We start from the raw sequence: 26608 nt of genomic DNA, 5'->3' as shown, positions 1-26608 counted from the left end.
GAAGAAACCTCTGGAAAGAAATGCACTTCTTCCCGTATTCTCAAAAAATGCATCCGAGCAGCTGGAACCGGCAGGCCGCAGCCCCCGCCCTCCCCGCCGAACCCGAGGTGGACGTGATCAGCATGGGCCGCCGGGTCCGGCACCTGCGCAAGGCGGCGGGCCTGACCCTGGACGACCTGAGCGCCGCCGTCGGCACCGCCCCCAGCCAGCTGAGCCTGATCGAAAACGGCAAGCGCGAACCCAAGCTGGGGCTGCTGCAGCACCTGGCCTCGGCGCTGGGTGTCAGCATCGACGAACTGCTCGGCGCGGAGCCGCCCAACCGGCGCGCGGCCCTCGAAATCGAGCTGGAACGCTACCAGCGCAGCCCGCTCTATGAATCCCTGAACCTGCCCAAAATCCGCATCAGCTCGCGGCTGCCAATGGATGTGCTGGAGTCCATGGTGGGGCTGCAGCACGAGCTGGAGCGACGGCTCAACGAGCAGGTGGCCACCCCCGAGGAGGCCCGCCGGGCCAACGGCGAACTGCGGGCCATGATGCGGGAGCGGAACAACTACTTCCCCGAGTACGAGGCGGAGGCGCAGAAGGTCCTCGCGGCCGTGGGCCACACCTCCGGTCCGTTGTCCCACCACGTCATCGCGGACATCGCCGCGCACCTCGGGTTTAGCCTCCATCACGTGGGCGACCTGCCGCATTCCACCCGGTCCGTGACGGACCTGAAGAACCGCAGAATTTACCTCACGCAGAACGCCCGCAGCGATCACGACCCCCGGTCGGTGCTGCTGCAGGCCCTGGGCCACTACGTCCTGGGCCACCAGACGCCCACCAACTACGGTGACTTCCTGATGCAGAGGGTGGCCACGAACTACTTCGCCGCGGCGCTGCTGCTGCCGGAGAAGGCCACCGTGGAATTCCTGCAGCGGGCCAAGCAGGCCAAGGAAATCGCCGTCGAGGACATCCGGGACGCCTTCGCCGTGTCCTACGAGACGGCCGCGCACCGCTTCACCAACCTCGCCACCGAGCACCTGGACCTGCGGACGCACTTCCAGAAGACGCACAAGAGCGGCATCATCTACAAGGCCTACGAGAACGACGGCGTGACGTTCCCGCAGGACCACACCGGCGCCATCGAGGGCCAGCCGTCGTGCCGGAACTGGACCTCGCGCGTGGTGTTCGATGTCCCGGACAAGTTCAGCGCCTACAACCAGTACACGGACACCCCGGCCGGGACGTACTGGTGCACGGCCCGGACCGAGCGCTCCGCAAACGGCGAATTCTCGCTCTCCGTGGGGGTGCCCTATGCGCAGGTGAAGTGGTTCCGCGGCCGGGACACCACCGAGCGGTCCAAGTCCACTTGCCCGGACGAGAGCTGCTGCAAGCGCCCGCCCGCCGCTCTGGCCTCGGAGTGGGCCGGCAACGCCTGGCCCTCGGCCCGGGCCCACTCGCACCTGCTCGCCGCCATGCCGCCCGGAGCCTTCCCCGGCGTGGACGAAACCGAGGTCTACTCCTTCCTCCAGGCCCACTCCGGTTCCTGACGCTCCCAGCCCTCCTCCCGACGCTCCCTCACGTCGGGCGGGTTTTCGGGTGACGCTCCCTCACGTCGGGCGGGTTTTCGGGTGACGCTCCCTCACGTCCCTGGGTGGAGCAGGGAGGCGGGGCGACTATTGTGGCCAGTGTCAGCTCATCGACTCATCTCCCGGGAGCGTGCACTATGGCCAAGGAACTTGCCACCCAGCTTGTCGAACAACTCCAGGCTGCCGGCGTGCAGCGGATTTACGGGATCGTGGGCGACAGCCTCAACCCGATTGTGGACGCCGTCCGGAAGACCGGCGGGGCCGCGAAGGGCGGGATCGACTGGATCCACGTCCGGCACGAGGAGGCCGCCGCCTTCGCCGCCGCGGCCGAGGCCCAGCTGACCGGCAAGCTCGCCGTCTGCGCAGGCTCCTGCGGACCGGGCAACCTGCACCTGATCAACGGCCTGTACGACGCCAACCGCTCGGGCGCTCCCGTGCTGGCCATCGCCTCGCACATCCCTAGCAAGCAGATCGGCAGCAGCTTCTTCCAGGAGACCCACCCGGACCGGCTCTTCAACGAATGCTCGGTCTACTCCGAGCTCATCAGCACCGCCGAGCAGGCCCCGCGGGTGATGCACAGCGCCATCCAGCACGCCACCGCCCTCCGCGGCGTCGCCGTCGTGACCCTGCCCGGTGACATCGCGGGGCTGGAGGTGGCCGCCGAAACCCCGGCCCCCGCGGCATTCCGGCCGGCGGTGATGGTGCCGGACCCGGCCAGCGTGCGGGAGCTCGCCAACGCCATCAACGACGCCGGCAAGGTCGCGATCTTCGCCGGCGCCGGCGTCGAGGGTGCGCACGACGAGGTGATCGCTCTCGCGGAAATGGTGAAGGCGCCGATCGGCCACTCGCTGCGCGGCAAGGATTTCATGCAGTACGACAATCCCTATGACATCGGCATGACCGGGCTGCTGGGCTACGGGGCGGCCGCTGAGGGGATCGAGGACGCGGACCTGCTGATCCTGCTGGGCACCGATTTCCCGTATGACCAGTTCCTGCCCGGGACCAGGACGGCGCAGGTGGACCGTGCCGCGGAGAACCTGGGCCGGCGCACCGACGTCGACGTCGCGGTCCACGGCGACGTGCTGCCCACCCTTGCCGCGCTGATGCCCCTGGTCACGCCGAAGAAGAGCCGCCGCTTCCTGGATGCGATGCTGAAGAAACACGACCGGCTGATGAACAAGGCCGTCGGGGCGTACACGCGCAAGGTGGAGAAGACCCAGCCCATCCACCCCGAGTACGCGGCGTCACTGCTGGACCAGATCGCGGCCGAGGACGCCGTCTTCACCGCCGACACCGGGATGTGCAACGTCTGGACCGCCCGCTACATCAACCCGCTGGGCACCCGGCGGCTGATCGGCTCCTACCTGCACGGCTCGATGGCCAACGCGCTGCCGCACGCCATCGGCGCCCAGTTGGCCTATCCCGGCCGCCAGGTGGTTTCGGTTTCCGGCGACGGCGGCCTGTCCATGCTGCTCGGCGAGCTGATCACGGTGGCCGCGCACCGGCTGCCGGTCAACGTGGTGGTGTTCAATAACTCCACCCTGGGCATGGTGAAGCTGGAGATGCTGGTGGACGGCCTGCCCGACTTCGGCGTGGACGTCCCGGACGCGAACTACGCGCAGGTGGCCCGGGCGCTGGGCTTCCACGCGGTCCGGGTCACCGATCCGGCGAAGATTGCCGACGCCTACCGGGAAGCCTTCGCCCACCCCGGCCCGTCGCTGGTGGAGCTGATCACGGACCCGAAGGCACTGTCCATCCCGCCGAAGATCAAGGGCGCGCAGGTGTTGGGCTTCGCCACGGCGATGTCCAAGGTGGTGCTCAACCGCGGCGCGGGCGAGGCCGTCAGCATGGCCCGCAGCAACCTGCGGAACATCCCGCGGCGGTAAGGCGGTCCAGGCTTAGCGCGGGCCGCCCTGCCAGAGGGCGTCGAACGGGGCGCCGGAGGCCACCCGGTTGCGGATGCCTGCGGTGACGAAGTCCTTCGCGGCGCGGGCTGCCTCCAGCGGGGCGGCGCCCTTGGCCAGTTCGGCGGTGACCGCTGCGGCCAGCGAGCAGCCGGCACCGGACACGGCGACGTCGCCTACCTTCGGGGCGGAGAGCACCTCGAGGGTCTCGCCGTCGTAGAAGACGTCGATGGCGTCGGGTCCGGCCAGGCGTACGCCGCCCTTGGCCAGCACGGCGGCGCCGCTGAGTTCGTGGATGCGCACGGCCGCGGCCGTCAGGGATTCGACGTCGGTGATCTCCAGCCCGGAGAGCGACTCGGCCTCGAAGTGGTTCGGCGTGACGAAGGTGGCCAGCGGCAGGATCTGCGCCTTGAGCGCCTGGTCGGTGTCCAGGGCGTGGCCCGGCTCCTGGCCCTTGCAGATGAGCACGGGGTCCAGCACCACGTTGCGGAAGGCGCCCTCGGACAGGGCGGTGGCCACGGTGGAGATGGTGTCGGGGCTGCCCAGCATGCCGATCTTGACGGTGTCCAGCACCGACGGCGCGCCGGACCCGGCGCCGTAGGCCGCCGTCGTCGCCTCCAGCTGGTCGGCGATCACCTGCTGGTCCACCGGCACAAAGCGGTGGTTCCAGTTGTCCTTCGGGTCGAAGGAGACGATGCAGGTGAGGTTCACGATCCCGAAGACACCGAGTTCCTGGAAGGTCTTCAGGTCCGCCTGCGCGCCGGCGCCGCCGGTGGCCTCGGAACCGGCGATGGTCAGGGCGACGGCGGGAGTGGTCTGGGTGTCCACGGCGTTGGAAGTCATGGCTCCATCCTGCCACTGCCGAAAAGTACTCCGCATTGTGCGCGTGACCAATATGAACTAAACGGGAGTGTTCTGGATCACGGGACGTAAGGTGGCGGGCGGCGTTGCTCGCTGGCGGCGCCGAATCCAGGAAGGTTCATCGATGAGCACCCAACCGACCGAAGCGGCCCAGACCCGGAAGGCCGTCGGCAACATCCTCAAAGGCTCCGCGGGCAACCTCGTGGAATGGTATGACGTCTACGTCTACACGGCCTTCGCGGCCTATTTCCAGTCCCACTTCTTCAACTCCAAGGACGACCTGCAGGCCGGGCTCGAGGCCATGGCCGTCTTCTCGACGTCGTTCCTGATGCGCCCCATCGGCGCGTGGTTCTTCGGCCGTTACGCCGACCGCAAGGGCCGCAAGGCGGCGCTGACCCTGAGCGTGACGATGATGTCCGCCGGGTCTTTCGCCATCGCGATCCTGCCCACCCAGCAGGTGATCGGGCTGTGGGCCATGATCCTGCTGGTCCTGATCCGCGTCCTCCAGGGCTTCTCCGTCGGCGGCGAATACGGCACCAGCGCCACCTACATGTCCGAGGCCGCCACCACCAAGCGCCGCGGCTTCTTCTCCAGCTTCCAGTACGTCACGCTGATCGGCGGCCAGATGCTGGCCCTGCTGGTCCTGGTGGTGCTGCAGAACGTCATGCCCAAGGCCGACCTCGGCGAGTGGGGCTGGCGGATCCCGTTCGCGATCGGCGGCGTCGCGGCGCTGGTGGTTCTGTGGCTGCGCCGTTCCATGGAGGAAACCGTCTCCGAGGAGCAGATCAAGGCCGCCCAGGTCCCCGCCGTTCCGGGCCAGGCCCAGCCGGGCACCATGAAGCTGCTGTTCACCAGCTACTGGAAGCCGCTGCTGGTCTGCATCGGCATCACCCTCGGCGGCACCGTGGCGTTCTACACCTACACAAACTTCATCCTGAAGTTCATGAATGACACCTCCGGCATCGCCAAGACCGACACCTCGGTGATCAACTTCTGGGCGCTGTTCATCTTCATGCTGCTCCAGCCTGTCTACGGCATCATCTCGGACAAGGTGGGCCGCAAGCCGCTCCTGCTCTGGTTCGGCATCACCGGCGTCCTCTTCACCTGGCCGCTGCTCTCCACCCTCGCGGGCACCAAGAACCCGTTCACGGCCTTCCTGTTGATGATGGGCGGGCTGCTGATCGTCGGCGGCTACACCTCCATCAACGCCCTGGTGAAGGCCGAGCTGTTCCCGGCTTCCATCCGCGCCCTCGGCGTCGGCCTGGGCTACGCGATCGCCAACTCGCTCTTCGGCGGCACCGTCCCGCTGATCGGCGCGGCGCTGCAAAAGGAGGGCCGGGAAGACCTGTTCTTCACCTACGTCACGGTGGCCATCGCGATCTCGCTGCTGGTATACATCTTCGCGCTGAAGAACAAGAAGTCCACGCACCTGGACCACGAACAGGGCCACGCTTGGGACCAGCCGGCGGCCGTGGGCGCGGGCGTTGCCGCCTCGCCGGGGCGGGACGACGACGGCGTCCTGGACACCCCGCGGCGGTAGACCGTCGAAACGGGCAAAGTGCGGCCGAGGGTTCGCCCCGGCTAAGAGTCGGATAAGTACGACGACGGCGCGGAGCCGGCTGCGGGATCAGACCCCTAGAGCCGGCGCCGCGCCGTCGTCGTTCCTGATGCGGGCCAGGCGCCAAACGCTGAACCGGCCCAGGGCCGCCGCGGGGACCATCGCGATCGTGGCCAGAGGCATGGGCGGGTCTTCGAAGACGCCAAACGGCATTGTGATGATTCCGCCGAGCACGGCAAAGGCGCCCACATGCCACCACTGGTTCCGAACCGGCTCGAGGAAGACGCCCAAGGGGTGGCCTAGCGCCCAGCCAACGACGACGGCGGGTATGGCCCCAAACATCATTGCGGCAAGGAAAAGGGACCCTGCGTCGAGTGCTGACGGCGGCAGGAACAGAGTCTCCAGGCTGAAGACTAGGCAAAAGGCGACGTGGGTGACCAGAATCCCGACCCAGACGGCACTCGGGACCAATTCCACTCGGATCGGGCGGTTCATCCCTGACGTCCGCGGCTGGCGTTCAGGGCCCCATCGAGTGTCGGGTAGCGGTAGGTGAAGCCCGCGTCGAGGAGCTTGCGGGGCTCGACCCACCGGCTTTTCAGGACCAGCTCGGTTTCGGTGCGGATGACGATCGCGCCAACCTTCAGCAGCCAGGCGGGCGTGGGCAGCCCCAGGGGCATCCTGTAGGCGCGGCGCACCGACCGCATCAGCTCACGGTTGCTGACGGCGGCCGGCGCGGCAACATTGACCGGCCCTTCCAGCTCTTTCCGGATGTGGAGGAAGCGGATGGTCCGGTACAGGTCCTCGACGTGGATCCAGCTGAACTTCTGGGCGCCGGCGCCCATGCGGCCGCCGAGACCCAGCCGGGCCAGAGCTGCGAACGGCCGCATCACGCCGCCGCCCGGGCCAAGGACAATGGCGATTCGGAGGGCCACCTTCCGGGTCACCGGCGCGGGGGATTCCGCCAGGGCCGCTTCCCAGGCGCGGGCCACGTTGACGGAGAATCCCTCGCCGAGCTCGCCGTCGTCTTCGGTTTGTGGCCGGTCGCGGGCGTCACGGTAGATGGTGCCGGTACTGGCGTTGAGCCAGGTCCGCGGGGGAGCGGAACACCGGGAAAGAGCTCTTCCCAGGGCGCCCGTGGTGGAGACCCGGGACTCAAGGATCTCGGCCCGGTTGCGGCGGTTGTACCGGCAGTCCACCGTGCGTCCGGCGAGGTTGACCAGCAGGTCGGCCCCTTCCAGCGCCGTCGTGATTGCGGCGTTGTCGCCCCACGCCGCCGACGCTCGCTGGGACCGGCCAATGGTCCTGACGTTCCACCCGTCCTCGGCGAAGCGACGGGAGACGTAGGTCCCGATGAAACCGGATGCCCCGGCGATGACTACTGTCGTGTTCTCCATGAATCCCCCGATTCGGTGATGGTGCGTCAGTCGGTGCGGAGCGCGCGGGCGAGGCTCATCGCGTCGTCCAGGATCTTTCCCACTCCGGGGATGCGGGCCAGTGAGACCCCCCGGGCCACCAGCGGGGCGATGCCGTCCACCAGAATCCGGGTCCTGCGTTGGCCCTCCGAGGTGTCGTAGACCCAGAACAGGGTGACTCCCATGTAGGCCATCCAGAGCAGGCCGGGCAGTTCGGAGCGCAGGCGGCGCGGCGGCGCGGGTGTGGCTCCCTCGACGACGTCGACGAAGATCTGCTGCGCTGCCTTTCGGGCATCGGACGAGGCCGGGTTGAAGGGGTTGGTCGGGGACGTGGGGCGGATTGCGGTGGCGATGAATTCGGCGCCGAAGCGATGGTAGGGCGCCATGGTGTCCAGTCCGGCATGCAAGGTGGCCTTGAGCCGGTCGCGAAGGTCGTGGATCCCGTCGAGGGCCTCCGCCGCCCGGGCGGCGTGGTCGGCCTGGATCCGCTGGTAAAGCTCCTGGACGAGTTCATCCTTTGAGGCGAAGTAGTAATAGGCGTTTCCGACCGACACTCCGGCTTCAGCCGCGATGGCGCGCATGGTGGTCTGCTCGAAACCGATCTCACGGAACATCCGCAACGCGGTCTCGGCCACACGCTGCCGGGTCTGTTCGCTCTTCGCCGCCATGATTCCCCATTTCTGAACGTGTTCAGAAAGTATCGCAGTTTATTTGAACATGTTCAATAAGTCGTTCTGGCCCCCGTTTCGACGGTTAGCCGCCGGACCGATGGGCGGAAGCGTCTATCCGGCGCGGAACCGTCGAAGCGGGTTCGCGGCACCCTCCCTGGCCTTGCCGAGGGCGCGCAGGACCCGGTATTTGAATTCCACCTCGTTAAACAGGTCTTTCCACTCGATCCTTAGGAAGGTCCAGCCCTGCTCCATCAGGGCCTTCTCGCGCCGCCGCTCGGCAAAGACGGCGTCCGCCACCGGACCGTAGTCGAAGTACTTTGCCCGCCCGTCGAACTCCAGAGCCACCCGGAGCTCCGGCCAGGCAAAGTCCATCCGGTGCTCGCCCAGCGGCGTGCGCACGACATATTGCAGCTCGGGCGGCTCGATCCCCAAGCGGTCCAACAACTCCCGGGTCAGGCTTTCGCCGGCCGACTCGGCCCTTGGGTCAGCCAATTGCAGGGCGCGGCGCAGTGCCTGCACGCCGTTTCGCCCGGCGAGCCCTGCGCACATGGATCGCAGCAGGTCCATGTCGGCGCCAAGCCGGGCGGCGTGGTCGACCAGGATGACGGACTGCTGCACGGAGAACATCCGGCAACAGTCCACCACCGTGCGTTCCAGCGACGTGCAGGGCAACCCCGCCACGAAACACAGATCACCGCTGGACAGGGCGCCGGTATGGGCGGCGACGTCGCGCCCATGGGAGACCGGGGACGGTGTGCCCGCCTGGGTGAGATGGACGCGCTGCTCGGCCTTCCACAGGTTCAGGCCGTGGAGGGCGGCAGCGGACAGGTGGCTGTAGGCGAAGGCGCCCGCCGACGTCGTCAGTGTCCCCAACGCGTGGGCGAAGACCAGTTGACGACGCCGGGCGGTGCCGTTGAGGGCCCGCCACCAGTCGCCACGGGCATAGCAGCCGCGGCGCACCCGGACGAGACTGCCATCCTGCACCAGCCGGGCGATGGTGCGGGACGTAAATCCGGCGGCAAGGAGATGGTCCGTGCGCCACAGGTCCGGTGTCGGCGGAAGTGTTGGGGCCATGCCACCAGCTTCGGTAAGGCATCCCGTGTCAGCCAGGGCTCACCGTGGTTATGTGGATACCCGCCGCTTCGACGGTTCCCCGCCGGGTAGACGTTCAGGAGCGTCTAGGTGGCAGGGAACCGTCGAAATGGGCGGGCAGGGGAGGCCGGGGAAGGGAAGGGCAGGGAACGACGCCGGAGGGACCCGGGTTCCTAGCCCTAGACCCGGCCCTGCGCCCTAGCCCTTGAGGGTTGAGTCCAGCAGCTCCCGGAGTTCGCGGAAGTGCCGCTCGGTGGCCTCGGGGTGGAAGGCGGAGGTGTCCGCCATTGAGTAGCCGTGCGGGGCGCCCTCGTAGATTTTGTTGCTCGCGGTTAGGCCGGCGGCGTTCAGCGCCTCACCCAGCCGGGCGACGGCGTCGGTGTCCATGCTCCGGTCCTTATCCGCGTGGCCGAAGACGAAGGTGGCCCGCGCGTTCTCCAGGCCCAGGTGCGGGCTGTCCGGCTCGTCCGTGGCGAGGCCGCCGCCGTGGAAACCGCCGCAGGCCGCGACCTGGTCCGGGTGGGCGTTGGCGGTGCGGACCGCGAGGCGGGCGCCCATGCAGTAGCCGGTGACGCCGATCGGTCCCTCGGCGACGCCGTCGAGCTCGCGAAGATCACGGACCCAGGCGTCGATGTCCGGGACGGCCTTGTCGCTGGTGAGGCGGCCGACGCGCGGGAACGCGGCTGCTCCGGCGGCCTCGCGGCCCTCCGGGGTGCTCATGTCGCCGGCCGGTGCCAGCTCCGTGGCCGTGCCCTCGCGGTAGAAGACGTTCGGGGCCAGGACCACGTAGCCCCAGTCGGCGATCCGCTGCGCCATCTCCTGGATGCGCGGGCGGAGGCCGAAGGCGTCCATGTAGAAAATGACGCCCGGGAACGGGCCCTCACCGGTGGTGGGGCGGGCGACGATGGCCTCTGCTGTGCCGTCTGCGGCAGGAATCTCGATGAACATCGGGTCAGCCTACCCGACGGTCCTAGGAGTAGTACCGGCGCAGGGTCTCGGCCTTGAACTCGAAGAAGCTGCCGTCCTCGATGGCGAGCCGGGCGTCGTCGACCATCTTCACCACGAAGCGCTCGTTGTGGATCGAGATCAGCGTGGCGGAGAGCATCTCCTTGGACTTGAACAAGTGGTGGATGTAGGCCCGGGAGTAGTTCTGGCAGGCGTAGCAGTCGCAGCCCTCCTGGAGCGGCCCGAAGTCGCGCTTGTACTTGGCGCCGGAGAGGTTGAAGCGGCCGTCCGGGTGGTAGAACGCGGAATTGCGGGCCACCCGGGTGGGGGAGACGCAGTCGAAGGTGTCTGCGCCGTTCTCGATCGCGGTGAAGATGTCGTCCGGTTCGGAGATGCCCAGCAGGTGCCGAGGCTTGTCTTCGGGCAGTTCCTCGTTGCACCAGCGCACGATCGTGCCCAGGTTCTCCTTCTCCAGCGCCCCGCCGATGCCGAAGCCGTCGAAGTTCATTGCGCCCAGGTCCCGGCAGGCCTTGCGGCGCAGGTCCTCGTACTGGGCGCCCTGGATGACGCCGAACAGCGCCTGGTACGGCTTGCCGGTGCGTTCCCCGGTGAGCCGGAAGTGCTCGGTGATGCAGCGTTCGGCCCAGCGGCGGGTGCGTTCCAGGGATTCCTCCTGGTAACCGCGGGAGTTCTGCAGGGTGGTCAGCTCGTCGAAGGCGAACATGATGTCCGCGCCGATCTGGTGCTGGACATTCATGGAGATCTCGGGGCTGAACCGGTGCTTGTCGCCGTTGAGGTGGCTCTTGAACCACACGCCCTCCTCGTCCACGTGGGCCAGGCGTTCCTTGCCGGGGGCGACGGCGTCGTCCGGGCCGGAGTGGTCCACCGACTTCATGTCGATGACCTTCTTGAAACCGGACCCCAGGCTCATCACCTGGAACCCGCCGGAGTCGGTGAACGTGGGCCCCTGCCAGTTCATGAAGGCACCCAGGCCGCCGGCCTCGTCCAGGATGTCCGCGCCGGGCTGCAGGTAGAGGTGGTAGGCGTTGGCGAGGACGGCCTGCGCTCCGAGGTCCGCGACGGCTTCGGGCAGCACGGCCTTGACCGTGGCCTTGGTGCCGACGGCGATGAACGCGGGCGTCTGGATCTCGCCGTGCGGGGTGCTGATGGTGCCGGTGCGGCCCAGGAAGGCCCCGCCGTTCTCCGCCACCTGCTCCGGCGACGGCGAGCAGGTCTCACTCAGGCGCTTGCCCACCCGGAAGGAGAAGTCGGACTGCTTGGCGGGCAGGGCGGAGGAGGGGTTGGTTTCAGGATTCGCAGGCACCGTTCAAGTTTGCCAGTTGCCGCGCCGAAGCCCCACCTCAGGGAGGGTGGCCCCGGGCGCGCTGGGTGCGCCTCCCAGGTGCGCCGCCCCGGGTGCTCCGCCTCAGGCGACGGGGTCGGTGGAGGGGTAGTTCGCCGCGCGCCAGGAATCCCATCCTGCGCGGATCTCCTCAAGCCGGTGCGCGCCGAGCCCGTATGTGGACACGATCACCAGGGATCCGCCGTCGGGCCGGAGCTCGGGGATGGCGGGCTGGTCTGCGATGATCACCAGGCCCTCGCCGTGCTCGGCGTAGCCCTGGACGGTCAGGCCCACCTGGTGGTTGCTGCGGAACCAGACCTTGCCCGAAACCGCTTCCCCGGTGGCCAGGGTCACGGAGTACGGCTCGCCGGCGGCCGGGACATCGCCCACGCCGAGCTTGTCGATCACCGAGCCCGCGGTGCCCGGGACGGCGAAGAACAGCGTCCTCCGGAGGCCGTTTGGATGGCGTTCGAGGGCGAAACGGAGCTGGTGCAGGAAGGTCAACCAGCCCTGGGTGATGTCCTCGTACCAGGCCGCCCACTCGGAGTTGTGGTCCACGGCGGCGCGGGTGATGCTGACCTCGGTGCCGCCGGGGACGGGTTTGAGGGTGAAGATGTCACCGCCGTCGACCACCAGGGAGGTGTGGTCCGCGCTTTCGATGACCTTGGGACCGAAGTAGATGGCGTTGATCTCCGCCGCCTGGTCCTCGGCCTCCCAGCCGTGCCACTGGGCCACCTTCGCGGGTTCCCGCAGCATGGTCCAGACCTGCTGCGCGTCGGCGTTGATCACCACGGACAGATTGTTCGTCATGGGCCCGAATGTACTCCGACCCCATCCCCGCGGGTAGGGCCGGGCCGGACGAAGTGCCGGTGATCAGCCGCGGACGAAATCCAGTTCGTTGGTGATCCGGCGTTCCAGTTCGGCGCCCCCGATGGTCTGGGATCCGCCGTGGGCGCGCAGGAACAGCAGGGCCTCGAGCCGCAGCAGGCGCCATTCCCGCTCGGCGTCCCGGTTGGAGTTGTCGATGGCGCGGAAGATTTCCTTGTCGTACAGGTTCGGCTCGTTCAACGACCGCTGCCGGACCTTGGCGTTGATCCGGGCCTTGAACGGGTCCGTTTCCATGGCGTCGGGGGCACGGAGGAACTTCTCGTACACGGCGGCGCGTTCGTCGTCGCCGCGCTGCCGGCAGATATAGCTGGCCAGCGCCAGGGCGGCCTCCACGGAGGCCCAGCGGCCCGGGTTGCCGTCGAACGGCAGCACGGTGAGCAGGTCCGCGACGGCCAGGGCGTGCTCCGCGTCGCCGAGGACCACGAAGAGCTCGTGGGCCAGGTCGCTGAGGTCCTTGAGGCAGCTGCCGGACTTGGTATTGATGCCCTTGGCCAGCCGGTCGCTGAGCAACAGCACCCCGGCATCCTTGGGATGCGCCGCGGCGGCGGCCTCCACGACGGATTCGGGCGTGCCCTCGGCGGTGGGGATCAGGGCCAGGTCCGCTTCGCTGGGGCCGACGACGGCGGGCGGCGAAGCGGGCGGCGGGGGCACGACGACGGCGGGCAGGGACTCGAGGCCGTCGGCCTGCGCGGGGGCGCCGGCGTCGGCCGCGGAGACGGACTCCGCCGCACCGGGAGCTGAAGGAATGTCGGCGGGGGAATCGCCGGCCGACGCGGTTGATCCTCCCGAGGATTCCGGTTCCTGGATCAGCACCGTGGACCCGGCCGCGATGCTGAGCACGCCGCCGCCGGTGAGGGTGGCCCGCACCAGGGCGGGGGTGCCGAAGTCGTCGTTATCGACGGCGACGCTGGCGATTTCGGCGGTGCGCGTCGCGTCGGGCAGGAGCAGCAGATCCCCGGTCCGCAGAGATCCCGCCTGCCGTTCTCCATAGTTCACGGAAGCTGTGGGGTGGGTCATCTGGAGTCCTCAAATTCTTTTCGGTCCGCCCACCAGTCTACAAAGACCGGCGCGCCGGATCGGGGACGCGGGACGGCTGGGCCTCGGCGCCGCGGAAGCTAGTGGCCGACGCCGGCGAACGCCAGGGCCTGGCGGATCAGGGCGCCGCGGCCGCCGCTGAACTCAAGCTGGACGTCGGAGCGGAGCACCTCATCCGGGGTCATCCAGGTCAGTTCGAGCGCGTCCTGGCGCGGGGAGCACTCGCCGGTGACCGGGATGACGTAAGCCAGGGCGACGGCGTGCTGCCGGTCGTCCGTGTAGCCGGTGTGGGAGGGGGAGGGGAAGTATTCGGCCACGGTGAACGGCACGGGGCTGACCGGCAGCTGCGGGAACGCCAGCGGGCCGAGGTCCTTTTCCATGTGCCGCAGCAGTGCGGCGCGGATGGTTTCGCGGTACAGGACGCGGCCGGAGACCAGGGAGCGGACCATGGTGCCGTCCTCGTCGGCCTGCAGCAGCGTGCCCACCTCGTTCACGAACCCGAGCGGGTCCAGCCGGACCGGCACGGCCTCGACGTAGACCATCGGCAACCGGCCCCTGGCCTCGAAGAGGTCGTCGTCGGAGAGCCAGCCGGGATTCGGGTCGGGGGTGCGCACGTTCATGCTTAAGTTCTACCCCATCCGGGCTGGACGGACGTGGTGGACCGGGTCAGTCCGCCGCCGGGGCCCGGGAGATCCAGAGCGGGTGGGCATGCGAGGCCCCGGCCTCCGCGTCCGGGTTGGCCAGGTGCAGCAGCGGGACCGGGGACTCCTCCACCAGGGCCGCATCCTCCCCGGCACTCTCAAGCCGGCGGCGCAGTTCGCCGAGGTCGCCGGCGTACTCGAACGCGAGCCCCGCCGCAGCCTGTCCCGCACCCGGTGCGCCCGTCCCGATCATCAGGATCCCGCCGTTCTTGGCGGTAAAGGACTCGGCTTCCTCCGCGCTGCCGGTGGCGGCCCCGGTGCCGGGGACAGGGCGCGGGCGGGCGCCGATGTCCCGCAGCGTGCGGGCGGCGACGGCGGGATCCGCGGCGAACCAGAGGCCGACGACGGCGAGGTCCGGGTCGGCGTCCGGCGCGCCGCCCCAGCCGCCGTCGGCCGCGCGGACCGCGGCGTCGGCCAGGAAGCTGAACCCGTCGGCGGCGGTGATCTTGCAGGTGGAGCCGTGCTCGGCGTCGAGGACATCCGCCCGGGTGCCCTGGCCGGGACCGTCGGGAGCCCCGGCGGTGCCGGCGGACTCCGCCGTGCGGCGGGCGAATTCGGCCAGGTCCCCGACCTCGACGCCGAAATCGGTGCTGCCGTCCTCCGCGGAGCCGGCCTCGGCGAAATGCAGCGCCAGGCGGCCGGACCCGGCGTCGAACTCGCGCCAGGTGGCGTCGTCCACCGTCTTGACCAGGCCAAGCGCGGTCAGCAGCCGCTCCCACTCGTCCATGCGGGAGGTGTAGTGGATGGGACGGACGCGCAGCATGGGGTCTCCCTCGTGGGTGTGGGCCGGGAGCACAATAGTGCCATGGCTGTTGAGCTGATGGAACTGCTGGTGAAGGACGCCGCCGCGTGGCGGGCATGGCTGCAGGAGCACCACGGGACCAGCCCCGGCGTGTGGCTGGTGCTGCACAAGAAGGGCGGCTCGGTCACCGAGCTGGACTACGAGGCCGCCCTGCAGGAGGCCCTCTGCTTCGGCTGGATCGACGGGCAGGGCCGGCGCCGGGACGAGGAGAGCTCGTTCCAGCGGATGACCCGCCGGGGTCCGAAGAGTGTGTGGTCGGCCCGGAACGTGGACCGGATCGCGCGGCTCGAGGCGGAGGGGCGGATGGCCCCCGCGGGCCGGGCCGCCGTCGAGAGCGCCAAGGCGGACGGCCGCTGGGAGGCCGCCTACGAGGGGCAGGCGACCGCCGAGATGCCGGCGGACCTTGCCGCGGCGATCGCGGCGGACCCTCGGGCGCAGGCCATGTTCGAGGTCCTCACCTCCGTCAACCGGTACGCGCTGATCTACCGGACCAACGCCGTGAAGCAGGCCGCAACCCGGGAGCGGAAGATCGCCGGGTTCGTCGAGATGCTGGCCCGCCACGAGACCCCGCACCCGCAGGCACGCAAACCCCGCGGCCCGGAGAATCAGCGCCCGGAGAACCAGCGCCCGGAGAATCAGCGCCCTGCGAACCAAGACCCGGAGGATTCGGGCCCGGGGAGTTCCCGGTAACCGCACGGAGGGCGGACAGCCGGATGTGGCAAGGTGGACCAGTGCCTATTACCGAACGCCAGCAGCAGCGCGGAGCCCTCCGGACCCCGCCCTCGCAGCGGACGGTGTTCTTCTCCGCGGCGGCCCTGCTGGTGGCCGGGGAGGCCGTCTTCTGGCTGATGGTGGCCAGCATCCAGACCAACTCCGGGCTGGCCGTATTCGACGGCGGGATCCACGACGCCCTGGTGGACCACCGGTCCCCGCTGGCCACCGCCGTCCTCACGGCGGTCAGCACCGTCACCGCGCCGGCCGTCCTCACGGTGATTGGCGGCCTGCTGGCCCTCGGCTGGGCCCTGCTCCGGCGCGAACTCTGGCGGCCAGGGCTGTTCCTGGCGGCGGTGCTGGCCGCGGCCGGTGCCACCACCCTGGTCAAGCAGATGGTCTCCCGCGCCCGGCCGTCCGCCTCTGACTTCCTGATGGGCCCGGACGACGCGCTGTCCTTCCCCTCCGGCCACACGCTCGGCGCTGGGGTGTTCCTGCTGGTCCTCGGGTACCTGCTGCTCGGCAGCGCGGCCGCCCGCCCGGCACGGCGTTCGACGGCGGCCCTGGCCTTGGCCGGTGCCGTGCTGGGAACGCTGGTGGTCGGCTTCAGCCGGCTCTACCTGGGCTACCACTGGCTGACCGACGTGGTGGCCTCTCTGGGCCTGGCGGTGGCGCTCGCCGGCGTCGCGGTCCTGGTCGACGGGCTCCGCAGCGCCCGGCGCACGTCGCCGGACGCCTAGAAGGCCACCCCGAGGGCCTGCGCCAGGACCACTGCCGAGGCCGAGGACCACGCCTGCGGGTGGCACGAGGCCGGATACGGCACCGCCGTGCCCGACTCCGCCGCACTCACGCCGGCGAAGAGCTCCGGGAGGCGGTGGCCGAAGGCCGCGGACGCCGCCAGCAGCCCCTCGGCCAGCACCCGCGCCTCCTCGGTGAATCCCTCGGCCAGGAGTCCGCGCACCGCAATGGCCGTGTCGTGGCTCCAGACCGATCCGCAGTGGTAGCTGAACGGCCAGAACCCGGTGGCCCGGCGGGAGAGGGTGTGCAGGCCGTAACCGGAGAACAGCTCCGGGCTCAGCAGCCGGTCCGCCACCAGCCGGGACTCGGCGGGGTCGAGGATCCCGGTGCCGAGCAGGTGGCCCATGTTCGAGCCGGGAACATCCAGCGGGGTGCCGTGGCCGTCCAGTGCCATGGCGGGGAACCGGCCGCCGTCGTCCTCCACCCAAAAGCGCTCGCGGAAGGCATCCCTGAGCCCCGCCGCGAGGTCCCGCAGCTCCGCGGCGCCCGGTTCGCCGTAGGCGTCGAAGAGGTCCGCGGCCTCCAGGGCGGCCTGGTAGGCGTAGCCCTGGACCTCGGCGAGGGCGATCGGCCCGTCCGCCTGGCGCCCGTCGCGGAACTGCATGGCGTCGCGGGAGTCCTTCCAGCCCTGGTTGCTCAGCCCGTGGCCGGAGGTGTCCTGGTAGCTGAGGAACCCGCCGTTGCCGGCGTCCCGCCCCGCAGCCCCGGCCGCCAGCAGCCAGTCCGCGGCGCGCACGGCGTTGGGCAGGAGGGAGCGGACCGCGGCGTCGTCGGTGCCGGCGCGGCCGAGCTCGCCGAGCAGGCACAGCCACAGCGGCGTGGAGTCCACGGCGCCGAAGTACACCGGTGGCAGCCGCAGCGCCTGGCTCTCGAGAATCAGTTCCTTGGCCCGCAACTCGTGCAGGATCTTGCCGGGCTCCTCCGCCGCGGCGGGGTCCGTCTTCGTGCCCTGGTAGGCGGCGAGGGCACGCAGGGTGCCCGCGGCGAGGGCCGCGTCCAAGGGCAGCAGCAGCCGCGCGGCCCAGAGCGAGTCCCGGCCGAACAGGGTGAAGTACCAGGGGGCGCCGGCGGCGAGGAACGGGGCGTCCGGGGCCGTGCGGGTGGCCAGCCGCAGCCCGTCCAGCTCGTCGAGCGAGTTATCCAGCAGGGCGCCCAACGGCCCGGCCGGGCGGTCGCGGACGGACCGGGCCGCCGGGACGTGCGCGGGGACGACGGCGTCGCCGGTGTCGGTCAGGGTGGCCTGCCACTCGGCCTCCATCGGGCGCCCGGCGGACGCGGTGCCGCGCCAGACCAGGCAACCGTCCTCCACCCGGTCCGGCGCGGCGACGGTCAGGGTCTTGCCCTCCTCGGCCCACCGCAGCGAGGACCCATCCGCGGACACGGGCTCCAGCGGCTCGCGGAAGCGGCCCAGCCGGATGGCGGCCATGTCCGTGAAGTCGGCCGCCAGCCGGACCCGGACCTCGGCGTCCAGCTGCGGCAGCGAGGTGGCCAGCCGGAGCGAGACGCGGACGGCGCCGGGGGTCACGGTCCAGGTCTGGACGAGCTCGACGGCGGGATCCTCGGTGGGGCCCTCGATGCCGCGGACCAGGCCGCGCACGGTAAGCACCCCGCCGGGCGCCGGCTCCACCGTGGCCGGTTCCGGGGCGAAGCCGTTGACCGTGGTCTCGGCCCGGCTAAGCATCCGGGTGTCCCCGTGGAGCAGGCCGGTGAACCAGCCGCCGCCGTCGGCCAGCCGGCCCTCGGCGTCCAGCCAGAGCTGGGTGGGGGCGGCCACGGAACAGTGCTGGCGGTGCAGGGCCGGTTGTACGCTCATCCGACCAGCCTAGGACCCGGAGGTCCCGGGAGGGTCCTAGGCCTGCGGGGTGTCCTCGACCGGGAAGGCCACGGCCTCGCCCACCACACGCAGGCACAGCTCGGTACCGGGACGGGCGATCGAGGCGTTCCAGTGCCGGATGGTGATGATTTCGCCGCCGCCGGGGTAGCGGTGGTCCGCCACGTCGCCCTCGGCCAGCTTCGCCGGGACCGGGAGCTGGAGCCGGACCGTGGTTTCGGGGCCGAAATAGTCGGTGTCCACCACGGTGCCGCGGATGGGTCCGTCCTCGGCAATCCGGATCTGTTCGGGCCGCAGCATCAGCTGGACCCGGCCTTGCGCCGGCGGGCGGCGGACCGGGATGCCGCCGAGCGAGCAGGTGGCCAGGGACCCCTCCATCCAGGCGTCCAGGATCACGGCGTCGCCCAGGAACTCCGCCGTCGCCCGGTCCGCGGGGCGGGTGTAGACCACGAACGGGTTGCCGATCTGGGCGAGCTTGCCGCCGCGCATCACGGCCACCTGGTCCGCGAAGGAGAGCGCCTCGGCCTGGTCGTGGGTGACCAAGATGGTGGTGACCCCGGCGTCCTGGAGGACCTTGCCCACGGTGCGGCGGGTGGCCACCCGCAGGCCGGCGTCGAGGGCGGAGAACGGCTCGTCCAGGAGCATCAGTTCCGGTTCGCGGGCCAGAGCGCGGGCCAGCGCCACGCGCTGCTGCTGGCCGCCGGAGAGCTGGTGCGGCCGGCGCCTGGCCATGGCCGGGTCCAGCGCCACCATCTCCAGCAGCTCGGCCACCCGCGCCTTGACGCCGCGGTGCCCGCCCGGGAGCTTGCCGGCGTCGAGCCCGAACGCCACGTTCTGGCCCACGGTCAGGTGCGGGAAGAGCGCGCCGTCCTGCGCCACGTAGCCCACCTGGCGCTTGTGCGCGGGTACCCAGACGCCGTCGCCGGCCACTTTCTGCCCGCCCAGGGAGATGCTGCCGGTGTCCGGGTGCTCGAACCCGGCGATCAGCCGCAGCAGCGTGGTCTTGCCGGACCCCGACGGGCCCACAATCGCCGTCGTGCCGCCGCGGGCGACGGAGAGGTTGACGCCCTTGAGCACGGCCTGCGAGCCGAAGTTCTTGGTCACGGCCGCGACCTCCAGGTGGCTGTTGGTGCTGGGGGCCACGGAGGCGGCGATCCGGGGTTCCGGAAGCCGGGAGGGGTGTTGTTCGGTCACTGTCCCGCTGCTTTCTTGGACTGCTGGAAGAGGAGGTAGGTCATCGGGGCGGAGAGCAGGATCATCAGCAGCGCATACGGTGCGGCGCCGGCGTAGTCGATCTCGCTGCTCTTGCTCCAGAATTCGGTGGCCAGGGTGCGCGTGCCGTTCGGGGAGAGCAGCAGCGTGGCCGTCAATTCGTTCACGATCGCCAGGAACACCAGCGCCGCACCGCCGGCCGCCGCCGGGGCGGTCAGCCGCAAGGTGACGCGCAGGAACGCCAGCAGCGGCGGCTTGCCCAGGGCCTGGGCGGCCTCGTCCAGTTCCTTGGGTGCCTGGGCCAGCCCGGAGCGCAGGTTCACCAGCGCCCGCGGCAGGAACAACAGGACGTAGGCGGCGATCAGCAGCGTGGTGGTCTGGTACAGGTCCGGCGCCACCCGGATGCTGACGGTCACGAAGGCCAGGCCGACGACGATTCCGGGCATCGAGCTGGTGACGTAGTTCGAGAGCTCCAGGGCCTTGCTGAACCAGCTGGGCCGGCGCACCGCAATGTAGGCCATCGGGAACGCGACGACGGTGGTGGCGGCGGCCCCGGCGAGCCCGTAGCCCAGGGTCTGTAGCAGCGCGGGCAGGAACTCCTCGGCGGACCAGATGTCCGCGCCGCCGGCGACGATCCAGCGCACCACGAACGTCAGCGGCAGGCCGAACGCCAGCGCGGTGACGGCCAGCAGGAACAGCTGGGCAGGTGCCTGGTAGAAGCGCAGCGGCAGCCGCAGGGCCCTCGCCTGGGCCCCGGAACCCACCCGGGCGTAGCGTGCGGTGCCGCGGCCGCGGACCTCCACCAGCAGCAGGATCAGGCAGAAGAACACCAGCACGCTGGCCAGCATGTTGCCGGCGGCCCCGTTGAAGGTGGACTGGTACTGGACCATGATCGCGGTGGTGAAGGTGTCGAACCGGATCATCGCGAACGCCCCGTATTCGGCCAGCAGGTGCAGCGCCACCAGCAGCGCCCCGCCGGTCATCGCGATTCTCAGCTGCGGCAGCACCACCCGGAAGAACGCCCGCCACGCTCCCAGCCCCAGGGAGGCCGCGGACTGTTCGATCGCCGGGTCCAGCCGGCTGAGGGTGGCCGCGGCCGGAATATAGACCAGCGGGAAGTAGGACAGCGTGGCGATCAGGACCCCGGACCACAGGCCGCCCAGCGACGGGACGGCGGAGACCCACGCGTAGCTGTTGACGAACGCCGGGATGGCCAGGGGAGCGGCCAGCAGCACGGCCCACCCCCGGCGGCCCTTAAGCGTGGTCCGTTCCACCAGCCACGCCCCGCCGACGCCGATCACCAGGCAGAGCGGGACGGTGAAGACCATCAGCAGCACGGTGTTCAGCAGCAGCTCACCCACCCGCGCCCGGAAGATCAGGCTGACAGCGGTGTCCCAGCCGGTGGCGACGGTCATCACCGCCACGTAGCCCAGGGGGAGGAGGGAGAACAGGGCGATCAGGACCGCCAGGATGGCCACCACGGACACGCCGAACGGCGGGCGGGGGCGCTTGCCCCGGCCCGCCGTCGTCGTGCTTCCGGTGGTCCCGGGAGCCGCCAGCGTCTTGGTCACTGGTTTAGAGCAGTCCTGCCTTGGTCATCAGATCGGTGACCTTGGCGGAGTTGAGCTTGGCCGGATCGACCTTGGGTGCCTGCAGGTCCTTGATCGGGACCAGCTTGTCGTTCGACGGCACATCGGAGGCGATCGCGTACTCGAAGGAGGTGCCCTTCTGCAGGATCTCCTGGCCCTTCTTCCCGGTGATGAACTTCAGGAAGGCCTGGGCCGCGCCGGCGTTCTTCGAGGACTTCAGCACGCCGCCGCCGGAGACGGAGAGGAACGCGCCCGGGTCCTGGTTCTTGAAGAAGTACGGCGTGACCTTGTTGGAGTTCTCGCCGGTCTTCGCCTGGTCACCGTAGTAGTAGTAGTGGTAGATCAGGGCGGCGTCCACCTCGCCGGCGTTGACGGCCTTCATGGCCGTGCTGTTGCCCTTGTAGGCCTTGAAATTGTCCTTCATGCCCTTGAGCCAGGCCTCCGTGGCGGCCTCACCCTTGAGCTCGAGCAGCGCGGAGACGATTGCCTGGAAGTCGGCGCCCGACGGCGACGCGGCCCACTTGCCCTTCCACTCCGGGTTGGCCAGGTCCAGCATGGACTTGGGCAGCTTGTCTTCGCTGATCTTGGTCTTGTCGTAGACCAGGACGGTGGAGCGGGCGGCGATGCCGGTCCACTTGTTGGTGGACGGGCGGAACTCGGCGGGGACCTGGCCGATGGTGGCCGGGTCAACGTCGGCGAAGAGGCCGGCGTTCTCCACCTGGGCCATGGCCGGGGAGTTCTCGGTCAGGAAGACGTCGGCGCGGGTGGCCTGGCCCTCCTGGATGATCTGGTTGGACATCTCGGTGTCCGAACCCTGGCGGAGGGTCACCTTCACGCCGGTCTCGGCGGTGAACTCGTCCACCCACTCCTTGGTGAGGGATTCGTGCTGGGCGTTGTAGACCGTGATCTCACCGGAGGGCTTGCCGTCGGCGCCGGCGCTGCTGCCGGAGGAGGACGAACCGGAGCCACAGGCTGCGAGGCCGAGCGCGGCGGTGGCGGCGAGGGCGACGCCTGCCAGCGCGTTCTTGCGGATCTTCATGGGGCTGCTTTCTGCAAGGAAAAGGTCGTAGGAACCCGCCTCCGTGAGCGGGAGGTTAGGGCATGCTCACTACAAAAAACTGTAGGTTAGCCAAACCTAAGCAACCAAGCCGAGAGCGCCTTAAGTGAGGGAGATCACACGAATTACGAAACTATTGCGTGACTTAATTGGTTTCGTGTTGCCGCGGGGCCGTGGCGTCGACGGCGGCGGAGGCGGGATCGGGTTCGGCGGGCACGTCCGGGCGCGCCTCGCCCGTTTGTCCCTCGTCCGGCTGTCCTTCCGCCGGCTGCTCCGCGTCGGCGGCGTCGACGATCGCGGGCAGGCGGGGCGCGATCGAGGCCGCGGCTTCAAGGACCATCCAGGCCTGCAGCTGGGTGGAGAGTTCGACGTCGGCGCCGGCCGGGTAGGTGCGGCGCGCGGGGAGCTCGGGCCGGGCGGAGAAGACCAGCCGGGCGCCGTTGCGGGCCAGCGGCTCGTTCGCGCCGACCACGCGCCGGCCCTCCCAGAAGGCCTCCGCCGTGTCGGTGACCAGCCGCGCCGCCGTCGCCCGGGTCTCCTCCGGGAGCCGCTCGTCCACCGCGGCGAGGGCCAGGTAGCGCACCAGAATCCCGCTGAAGAGGCCGCCGTCGCCCGTTCCCTCGCCGCGGATTACTTCGCCGCGGCGGCCCAGCAGGGGTGCGTCCACGGTCAGGTGCTCGCGGACCGCGGTGATCAGTTCCTGCGCCCGTGCCAGGTTCGCCTCGCCGCCGAGCTCCAGCAGGGCCCCCAGCACCGGGCCCTGGTTGTAGGTGTAGACGGCCTCTTCGAGCCGGGGTTCCCCCTCCGGCACAATCCGCAGGCCGTCCCGGTAGAGGCCCTGCTCCGGATCCAGCAGCTTGGCGTCCAGCCAGTCCAGCAGCGACTGGGCCCGCGCCGCCTGGCCGGTCCGGGCGTAGTGCAGCGCCACCGGCCCGGTCGCCGGGGTGTTCTTGAAGTCCCGCTTCTTGCTCCAGAAGGTGCCCCCGCCCAGGTCGTCGGTGGAGGCGGCGTCGAACTGTGCCCCCAGCCGGGTGAGGACGCGGGCGTTGCGGCGGCGGCCGGCGCTCTTGCGGCCGTCCTCGGCCAGGAGTTCCAGCCGCCGGGTGGCCAGGGCCAGCCAGGCCATGTCGTCGTAGTAGCTGTTGACCACGGTGAAGAGGTTCCGCACCCGGATGCCGTTGAGCAGGCGGGAGGCCAGCTTGCCGGCGCTGGGCAGGTTCTTGCCGTCGAAGTGCGCCGGGGTGTGGCCCGCGACGCCGAGTTCCCGCCGCCCGGCGTCGACCAGGCAGTCCATGTAATGCGCCTGCCACCAGTAGTGCCAAGGCCGGGAGAGGTTCTTCAGCCGGCTTGAGGGGCGGACGATGGCGCCGATGTGGGTACCGGGGAGGAAGAAGAGGCTCTGGCCGAACAGCCGGGTCACCGAACGCGCGGCTTCGTCGGCGCGGAAAGACCAGTTCGGGGCAGGGGAATGGGCGGCGGCTGCGGTCATGGTCCCAGAGTAGTGGCGGGGGCGCCCGCGGCGCTGAATCTCCACGAATGGGTGCGCTCTGTGTCAATTCCAGTTAACGTGTACTAACTAACGTTTCCGGACGCCGCGGCCCGGCCGGCCTTGTGCGACCGGGCAGGGGTTTCCACATCAAGGAGGATGTATGGACGTCTTGGGTACCGTCGCACTGATCACGGGCGGCGCGTCCGGGCTGGGCGCCGCCACCGCACGCAGGCTCTTCGACGCCGGGGCCTCGGTGGTCCTGGTGGACCTGCCCGGCGCCGCGGGGGAGGGCCTCGCCGCCGAACTGAACGGGATGGAAAGTGCCGCCGGGAACCGGGCCGTGTTCGTGCCCGCGGACGTCACCAACGAGGAGCAGGTGCAGGAAGCCGTCGACGCCGCCGCGGAGCTGGGCCCGCTGCGCATCGTGGTGAACTGCGCGGGGATCGGCACCCCGGGCAAGGTCCTGGGCCGCGACGGCGTTCTGCCGCTGGAGGCCTTCAACCGCGTCATCCAGGTCAATCTGGTGGGCACCTTCAACGTCATCCGGCTGGCCGCCGCCGCGATGGCCGCCACCGAGCCGGTGGCCACGGAGCTCGGCGGCCCCGAACGCGGCGTCATCATCAACACCGCCTCCGTCGCGGCCTTCGACGGCCAGATCGGCCAGCCCGCCTATGCGGCCTCCAAGGGCGCCGTCGCCGCCATGACGCTGCCGATCGCCCGCGAACTGGCGCGCTCACTGATCCGCGTGGTGACCATCGCGCCGGGCATCTTCGAGACCCCCATGATGGCCGGGCTGCCGCAGGAGGCGCAGGACTCCCTGGGCCACCAGGTGCCGCACCCGTCCCGGCTGGGCCGGCCCGCGGAGTACGCCAACCTCGCCGCGCACATCGTGGACAACGCCATGCTCAACGGCGAGACCATCCGGCTGGACGGCGCCATCCGGATGGGCCCGAAGTGACGCTCGCGATGGACCGGGTGCAAGGAGGGCAGGCGCAGGCGGGCCGGGCGCAGGAGGTGGCCGCTTCCGGGGCCGCCGACGAGCTTCGCGACCTGCCCGGCGCGGACTTCTTCGGCTACGAGGCGCTGCTCAGCGACGTCGAACGCGCCAAGCTGGCCGAACTGCGCGGCTTCCTGGCCCGCGAGGTGGCGCCCTATGCGGAGGAATGGTGGAACCGCGCCGAATTCCCCGCGCACATCCTGCCCAAGCTCGCCGCCCTGGAGCTCAGCACGCCGGTCCAGCGCGGCTACAGCAACCTCTTCGCCGGGATCGTCATCGCCGAGATCACCCGGGCGGACACCTCCCTGGCCACCTTCTTCCTGGTGCACCACGACCTGTTCGTCGAGTCGCTCTACGAGTTCGGTTCCGAGGACCAGCGTTCCCGGCTGCTGGCGGACGCGGCCAGCCTGCGCACCACCGGCGCCTTCGCCCTGACCGAACCGAACCACGGCTCCGACGTCGCCGGCGGCATGGAAACCAGCGCCCGGCGCGTCTCCGGCGGGGACGAGGGCGATTACTGGGTGCTCAACGGCGCCAAGCGCTGGATCGGCAACGGCACCTTCTGCGACTACATGCTTGTCTGGGCCCGCGACGAGGCCGACGGCGCCATCCGCGGCTTCATCGTCGACGCCACCCTCCCCGGGGTGAGCCGCAGCCGGATCGAGAACAAGATCGCGCTGCGGACCGTGCAGAACGCGGACATCGTCTTCACCGACGTGCGGGTGGCCGAAGCGGACCGCTTCGCCGGCATCAGCAGCTTTGAGGACACCAACGAGCTGCTGCGCGGCTCCCGGATCATGGTGGCGTGGCAGGCGGTGGGCCAGCAGCTGGCCGCGTTCGACGTCGCCCGGCAGTACGCCGTCGAACGCCGCCAGTTCGGCCGGCCGCTGGCGAAATTCCAACTGGTTCAGCAGCAGCTGGTGACCATGCTGGGCAATGCGGTGGCGAGTACCGGGATGATGGTGCGGATTGCCCAGCTGGAGGACGCCGGCGCCGCGGACATGCCGCAGGTGGCCCTCGCGAAGTCCTACGCCAGCGCCCGGATGCGGGAGACGGTGGCGATGGGGCGGTCGCTGCTGGGTGGCAACGGAATAGTCACCGACTACCGGATGGCCAAGATCTTCGCCGACGCCGAGGCGATCTACACCTATGAGGGCTCCTTCGAGATCAACACCCTGATCGCCGGCCGGGCCGTCACCGGGGTCTCGGCGATCGTCTAAGGCACTCGTTCAGTTGCCGGCGGCGTCCTCCGGGGCGCCGTCAGGCACCCGTTCCCCGGCCTCGATCCGGTAGTCCAGGCTGTTGTTCTTCACCGGCATAGGGCAGGTGCCGTACGGGGTGAAGGCGCTGGGGTAGTTGATGGCCCGGTTGAAGTCCAGGACCACTTTGCCGTCCGGCCTTGGGCGGGCGGTGGAGACCTTGCGCCACTCGTCGGTCGAGTCGCCGTTCGTTTCGTCGTGGAACGTCACCGTCAGGGCCCCGAGTTTCTCCTCCTCGGCCTGCAGTCGGTACTCAGGGTTGCTGCCGGGCAGTCGGAAGACGAGTTCGCCGACGCTGCGGTGCACCCCGTCCACCAGCGGGTTCGCGGTGCCGATCGGGACGTCCACCGGCTCCGGGTACGGCTCGAACCGCGCCTCGACCACAAGGTCCGGCCGGTAGCCGAAGGTGGGGACACCGCCGAAGCCGGTGAACACCGGGGACCGGGAGTCGCGGGTCCGGATGGCGTACTTCCCGCCACGCATGGCCAGCTCCACCCGCACCCGCTTGCCGTCGTCGCCGCCGAACTGCACCCAGATCAGGGATTCCTCGTCGGCCAAACCCGCGCTGATGGTCCCGTCCACCGGCTCTCCGGTCTCCACCAGGGTCAGTCCGTCCGAGGCCGCGGCGGTGAGGAACGCCGTCGTGCCGTCCGTCCACCAGAGGCCCGGAACCAGCTCAAGGGCGGACGCCTCATCCGCGAGCCACTGGAACGACGTCAGGGTCAGCCAGCCGTATTCGGTGGCCAGGGCGGCGTCGCGGTTGGTGCGGAACCGCCGCCAACGGGCCAGCTGCGGGTCGGCGTTCTGCGCGTCTGCGGGGGTCATTGTCATCTCCGGGGGTTTCTGCCCAACTACTGCGAGTTAGTTGGGTGGGTGGGGAGGG

General features: G+C 70.0%; 24 protein-coding genes. 7 read left to right on the top strand and 17 right to left on the bottom strand.

Annotation, left to right across the window (positions count from 1 at the left end):
* Positions 1–20: 20 nt before the first annotated feature.
* Entirely contained in the window at positions 21–1532 is a 1512-nt protein-coding gene (locus tag QWJ39_RS05475; RefSeq protein ID WP_290256714.1) for a helix-turn-helix transcriptional regulator, read from the top strand.
* Positions 1533–1708: 176 nt separating this feature from the next.
* On the top strand, positions 1709–3457 hold the full coding sequence (locus tag QWJ39_RS05470; protein WP_290256713.1) for a pyruvate dehydrogenase: 1749 nt from the start codon (positions 1709–1711) through the stop codon (positions 3455–3457).
* Positions 3458–3469: 12 nt separating this feature from the next.
* Here QWJ39_RS05470 and QWJ39_RS05465 read toward each other — a convergent pair whose 3' ends face one another.
* On the bottom strand, positions 3470–4318 hold the full coding sequence (locus QWJ39_RS05465) for a hydroxymethylpyrimidine/phosphomethylpyrimidine kinase (RefSeq protein WP_290256712.1): 849 nt from the start codon (positions 4316–4318) through the stop codon (positions 3470–3472).
* 142 nt (positions 4319–4460) lie between these two features.
* On the opposite strand from QWJ39_RS05465, the gene QWJ39_RS05460 reads away from it, so the two are divergent.
* Positions 4461–5876: an MFS transporter gene (locus QWJ39_RS05460; protein ID WP_290256711.1), complete on the top strand. Its 1416-nt coding sequence runs from the start codon at positions 4461–4463 to the stop codon at positions 5874–5876.
* 87 nt (positions 5877–5963) lie between these two features.
* Here the strand turns inward: QWJ39_RS05460 and QWJ39_RS05455 are convergent, their stop codons facing one another.
* From QWJ39_RS05455 to QWJ39_RS05410, 10 genes are all read right to left on the bottom strand, one after another.
* Entirely contained in the window at positions 5964–6239 is a 276-nt protein-coding gene (locus QWJ39_RS05455) for a hypothetical protein (protein WP_290256710.1), read from the bottom strand.
* 146 nt (positions 6240–6385) lie between these two features.
* Positions 6386–7288: a TIGR01777 family oxidoreductase gene (locus QWJ39_RS05450; protein ID WP_290256709.1), complete on the bottom strand. Its 903-nt coding sequence runs from the start codon at positions 7286–7288 to the stop codon at positions 6386–6388.
* A 26-nt stretch (positions 7289–7314) separates the two neighbouring features.
* Positions 7315–7974, bottom strand: coding sequence for a TetR family transcriptional regulator (locus QWJ39_RS05445; protein ID WP_290256708.1), 660 nt, complete (start codon positions 7972–7974; stop codon positions 7315–7317).
* 114 nt (positions 7975–8088) lie between these two features.
* Positions 8089–9051, bottom strand: a complete 963-nt coding sequence (locus tag QWJ39_RS05440; protein ID WP_290256707.1) for a type IV toxin-antitoxin system AbiEi family antitoxin domain-containing protein — start codon at positions 9049–9051, stop codon at positions 8089–8091.
* Positions 9052–9267: 216 nt separating this feature from the next.
* Positions 9268–10017: a dienelactone hydrolase family protein gene (locus QWJ39_RS05435; protein WP_290256706.1), complete on the bottom strand. Its 750-nt coding sequence runs from the start codon at positions 10015–10017 to the stop codon at positions 9268–9270.
* Positions 10018–10039: 22 nt separating this feature from the next.
* Positions 10040–11338 carry a tRNA guanosine(34) transglycosylase Tgt gene (gene tgt, locus QWJ39_RS05430; protein ID WP_290256705.1) on the bottom strand — a complete coding sequence of 433 codons (1299 nt, stop codon included), beginning with the start codon at positions 11336–11338 and terminating at the stop codon, positions 10040–10042.
* A gap of 102 nt (positions 11339–11440) precedes the next feature.
* On the bottom strand, positions 11441–12166 hold the full coding sequence (locus tag QWJ39_RS05425; protein ID WP_290256704.1) for an SRPBCC domain-containing protein: 726 nt from the start codon (positions 12164–12166) through the stop codon (positions 11441–11443).
* 63 nt (positions 12167–12229) lie between these two features.
* Complete coding sequence (locus tag QWJ39_RS05420; RefSeq protein ID WP_290256703.1) at positions 12230–13261, bottom strand: DUF6707 family protein; 1032 nt, start codon at positions 13259–13261, stop codon at positions 12230–12232.
* A 98-nt stretch (positions 13262–13359) separates the two neighbouring features.
* The gene (locus QWJ39_RS05415; protein ID WP_290256702.1) at positions 13360–13899 is read right to left on the bottom strand and encodes an NUDIX hydrolase family protein; all 540 of its coding nucleotides are present in this window, start codon (positions 13897–13899) and stop codon (positions 13360–13362) included.
* A gap of 46 nt (positions 13900–13945) precedes the next feature.
* Complete coding sequence (locus QWJ39_RS05410) at positions 13946–14743, bottom strand: VOC family protein (protein WP_290256701.1); 798 nt, start codon at positions 14741–14743, stop codon at positions 13946–13948.
* Positions 14744–14785: 42 nt separating this feature from the next.
* Here QWJ39_RS05410 and QWJ39_RS05405 point away from each other — a divergent pair, with 42 nt between their 5' ends.
* Positions 14786–15472, top strand: a complete 687-nt coding sequence (locus QWJ39_RS05405; RefSeq protein ID WP_290256700.1) for a YdeI/OmpD-associated family protein — start codon at positions 14786–14788, stop codon at positions 15470–15472.
* A 41-nt stretch (positions 15473–15513) separates the two neighbouring features.
* Entirely contained in the window at positions 15514–16233 is a 720-nt protein-coding gene (locus QWJ39_RS05400) for a phosphatase PAP2 family protein (protein WP_290256699.1), read from the top strand.
* Here QWJ39_RS05400 and QWJ39_RS05395 read toward each other — a convergent pair.
* The 5 genes from QWJ39_RS05395 to QWJ39_RS05375 form a co-directional block, all read right to left on the bottom strand.
* A complete protein-coding gene (locus tag QWJ39_RS05395; RefSeq protein ID WP_290256698.1) occupies positions 16230–18104 on the bottom strand; it encodes a glycogen debranching N-terminal domain-containing protein in 1875 nt (624 codons plus the stop codon). The two genes, QWJ39_RS05400 and QWJ39_RS05395, sit on opposite strands and share 4 nt — an antisense overlap.
* A gap of 36 nt (positions 18105–18140) precedes the next feature.
* Positions 18141–19316, bottom strand: a complete 1176-nt coding sequence (locus tag QWJ39_RS05390; RefSeq protein ID WP_290256697.1) for an ABC transporter ATP-binding protein — start codon at positions 19314–19316, stop codon at positions 18141–18143.
* Positions 19313–20905 carry an iron ABC transporter permease gene (locus tag QWJ39_RS05385; RefSeq protein ID WP_290256696.1) on the bottom strand — a complete coding sequence of 531 codons (1593 nt, stop codon included), beginning with the start codon at positions 20903–20905 and terminating at the stop codon, positions 19313–19315. Before QWJ39_RS05385 ends, QWJ39_RS05390 begins: the two co-directional genes overlap by 4 nt.
* 4 nt (positions 20906–20909) lie before the next feature.
* Entirely contained in the window at positions 20910–21962 is a 1053-nt protein-coding gene (locus tag QWJ39_RS05380; protein WP_290256695.1) for an iron ABC transporter substrate-binding protein, read from the bottom strand.
* A 163-nt stretch (positions 21963–22125) separates the two neighbouring features.
* The gene (locus QWJ39_RS05375; RefSeq protein WP_290256694.1) at positions 22126–23469 is read right to left on the bottom strand and encodes a glycoside hydrolase family 76 protein; all 1344 of its coding nucleotides are present in this window, start codon (positions 23467–23469) and stop codon (positions 22126–22128) included.
* Positions 23470–23629: 160 nt separating this feature from the next.
* Here QWJ39_RS05375 and QWJ39_RS05370 point away from each other — a divergent pair, with 160 nt between their 5' ends.
* Complete coding sequence (locus QWJ39_RS05370) at positions 23630–24427, top strand: SDR family NAD(P)-dependent oxidoreductase (RefSeq protein WP_290256693.1); 798 nt, start codon at positions 23630–23632, stop codon at positions 24425–24427.
* Complete coding sequence (locus QWJ39_RS05365; RefSeq protein WP_290256692.1) at positions 24424–25686, top strand: acyl-CoA dehydrogenase family protein; 1263 nt, start codon at positions 24424–24426, stop codon at positions 25684–25686. Before QWJ39_RS05370 ends, QWJ39_RS05365 begins: the two co-directional genes overlap by 4 nt.
* 9 nt (positions 25687–25695) lie before the next feature.
* Here QWJ39_RS05365 and QWJ39_RS05360 read toward each other — a convergent pair whose 3' ends face one another.
* Complete coding sequence (locus QWJ39_RS05360; RefSeq protein WP_290256691.1) at positions 25696–26550, bottom strand: DUF1684 domain-containing protein; 855 nt, start codon at positions 26548–26550, stop codon at positions 25696–25698.
* Between the last annotated feature and the right edge of the window lie 58 nt (positions 26551–26608).

The sequence above is a fragment of the Arthrobacter sp. YD4 genome, assembly GCF_030410515.1.
Lineage (GTDB): Bacteria > Actinomycetota > Actinomycetes > Actinomycetales > Micrococcaceae > Arthrobacter.
Note: the sequence above shows the minus strand (reverse complement) of the source record. Positions and strands in the feature narration are given on the sequence as shown.

What these genes read in the sequence shown, in the direction of transcription:
- QWJ39_RS05475 (WP_290256714.1), top strand. Translation starts at nt 21, where the DNA reads ATGCACTTCTTCCCGTATTCTCAAAAAATGCATCCGAGCAGCTGGAAC.
- QWJ39_RS05470 (WP_290256713.1), top strand. Translation starts at nt 1,709, where the DNA reads ATGGCCAAGGAACTTGCCACCCAGCTTGTCGAACAACTCCAGGCTGCC.
- QWJ39_RS05465 (WP_290256712.1), bottom strand. Translation starts at nt 4,318, where the DNA reads ATGACTTCCAACGCCGTGGACACCCAGACCACTCCCGCCGTCGCCCTG.
- QWJ39_RS05460 (WP_290256711.1), top strand. Translation starts at nt 4,461, where the DNA reads ATGAGCACCCAACCGACCGAAGCGGCCCAGACCCGGAAGGCCGTCGGC.
- QWJ39_RS05455 (WP_290256710.1), bottom strand. Translation starts at nt 6,239, where the DNA reads ATGATGTTTGGGGCCATACCCGCCGTCGTCGTTGGCTGGGCGCTAGGC.
- QWJ39_RS05450 (WP_290256709.1), bottom strand. Translation starts at nt 7,288, where the DNA reads ATGGAGAACACGACAGTAGTCATCGCCGGGGCATCCGGTTTCATCGGG.
- QWJ39_RS05445 (WP_290256708.1), bottom strand. Translation starts at nt 7,974, where the DNA reads ATGGCGGCGAAGAGCGAACAGACCCGGCAGCGTGTGGCCGAGACCGCG.
- QWJ39_RS05440 (WP_290256707.1), bottom strand. Translation starts at nt 9,051, where the DNA reads ATGGCCCCAACACTTCCGCCGACACCGGACCTGTGGCGCACGGACCAT.
- QWJ39_RS05435 (WP_290256706.1), bottom strand. Translation starts at nt 10,017, where the DNA reads ATGTTCATCGAGATTCCTGCCGCAGACGGCACAGCAGAGGCCATCGTC.
- QWJ39_RS05425 (WP_290256704.1), bottom strand. Translation starts at nt 12,166, where the DNA reads ATGACGAACAATCTGTCCGTGGTGATCAACGCCGACGCGCAGCAGGTC.
- QWJ39_RS05420 (WP_290256703.1), bottom strand. Translation starts at nt 13,261, where the DNA reads ATGACCCACCCCACAGCTTCCGTGAACTATGGAGAACGGCAGGCGGGA.
- QWJ39_RS05415 (WP_290256702.1), bottom strand. Translation starts at nt 13,899, where the DNA reads ATGAACGTGCGCACCCCCGACCCGAATCCCGGCTGGCTCTCCGACGAC.
- QWJ39_RS05410 (WP_290256701.1), bottom strand. Translation starts at nt 14,743, where the DNA reads ATGCTGCGCGTCCGTCCCATCCACTACACCTCCCGCATGGACGAGTGG.
- QWJ39_RS05405 (WP_290256700.1), top strand. Translation starts at nt 14,786, where the DNA reads ATGGCTGTTGAGCTGATGGAACTGCTGGTGAAGGACGCCGCCGCGTGG.
- QWJ39_RS05395 (WP_290256698.1), bottom strand. Translation starts at nt 18,104, where the DNA reads ATGAGCGTACAACCGGCCCTGCACCGCCAGCACTGTTCCGTGGCCGCC.
- QWJ39_RS05380 (WP_290256695.1), bottom strand. Translation starts at nt 21,962, where the DNA reads ATGAAGATCCGCAAGAACGCGCTGGCAGGCGTCGCCCTCGCCGCCACC.
- QWJ39_RS05375 (WP_290256694.1), bottom strand. Translation starts at nt 23,469, where the DNA reads ATGACCGCAGCCGCCGCCCATTCCCCTGCCCCGAACTGGTCTTTCCGC.
- QWJ39_RS05370 (WP_290256693.1), top strand. Translation starts at nt 23,630, where the DNA reads ATGGACGTCTTGGGTACCGTCGCACTGATCACGGGCGGCGCGTCCGGG.
- QWJ39_RS05360 (WP_290256691.1), bottom strand. Translation starts at nt 26,550, where the DNA reads ATGACCCCCGCAGACGCGCAGAACGCCGACCCGCAGCTGGCCCGTTGG.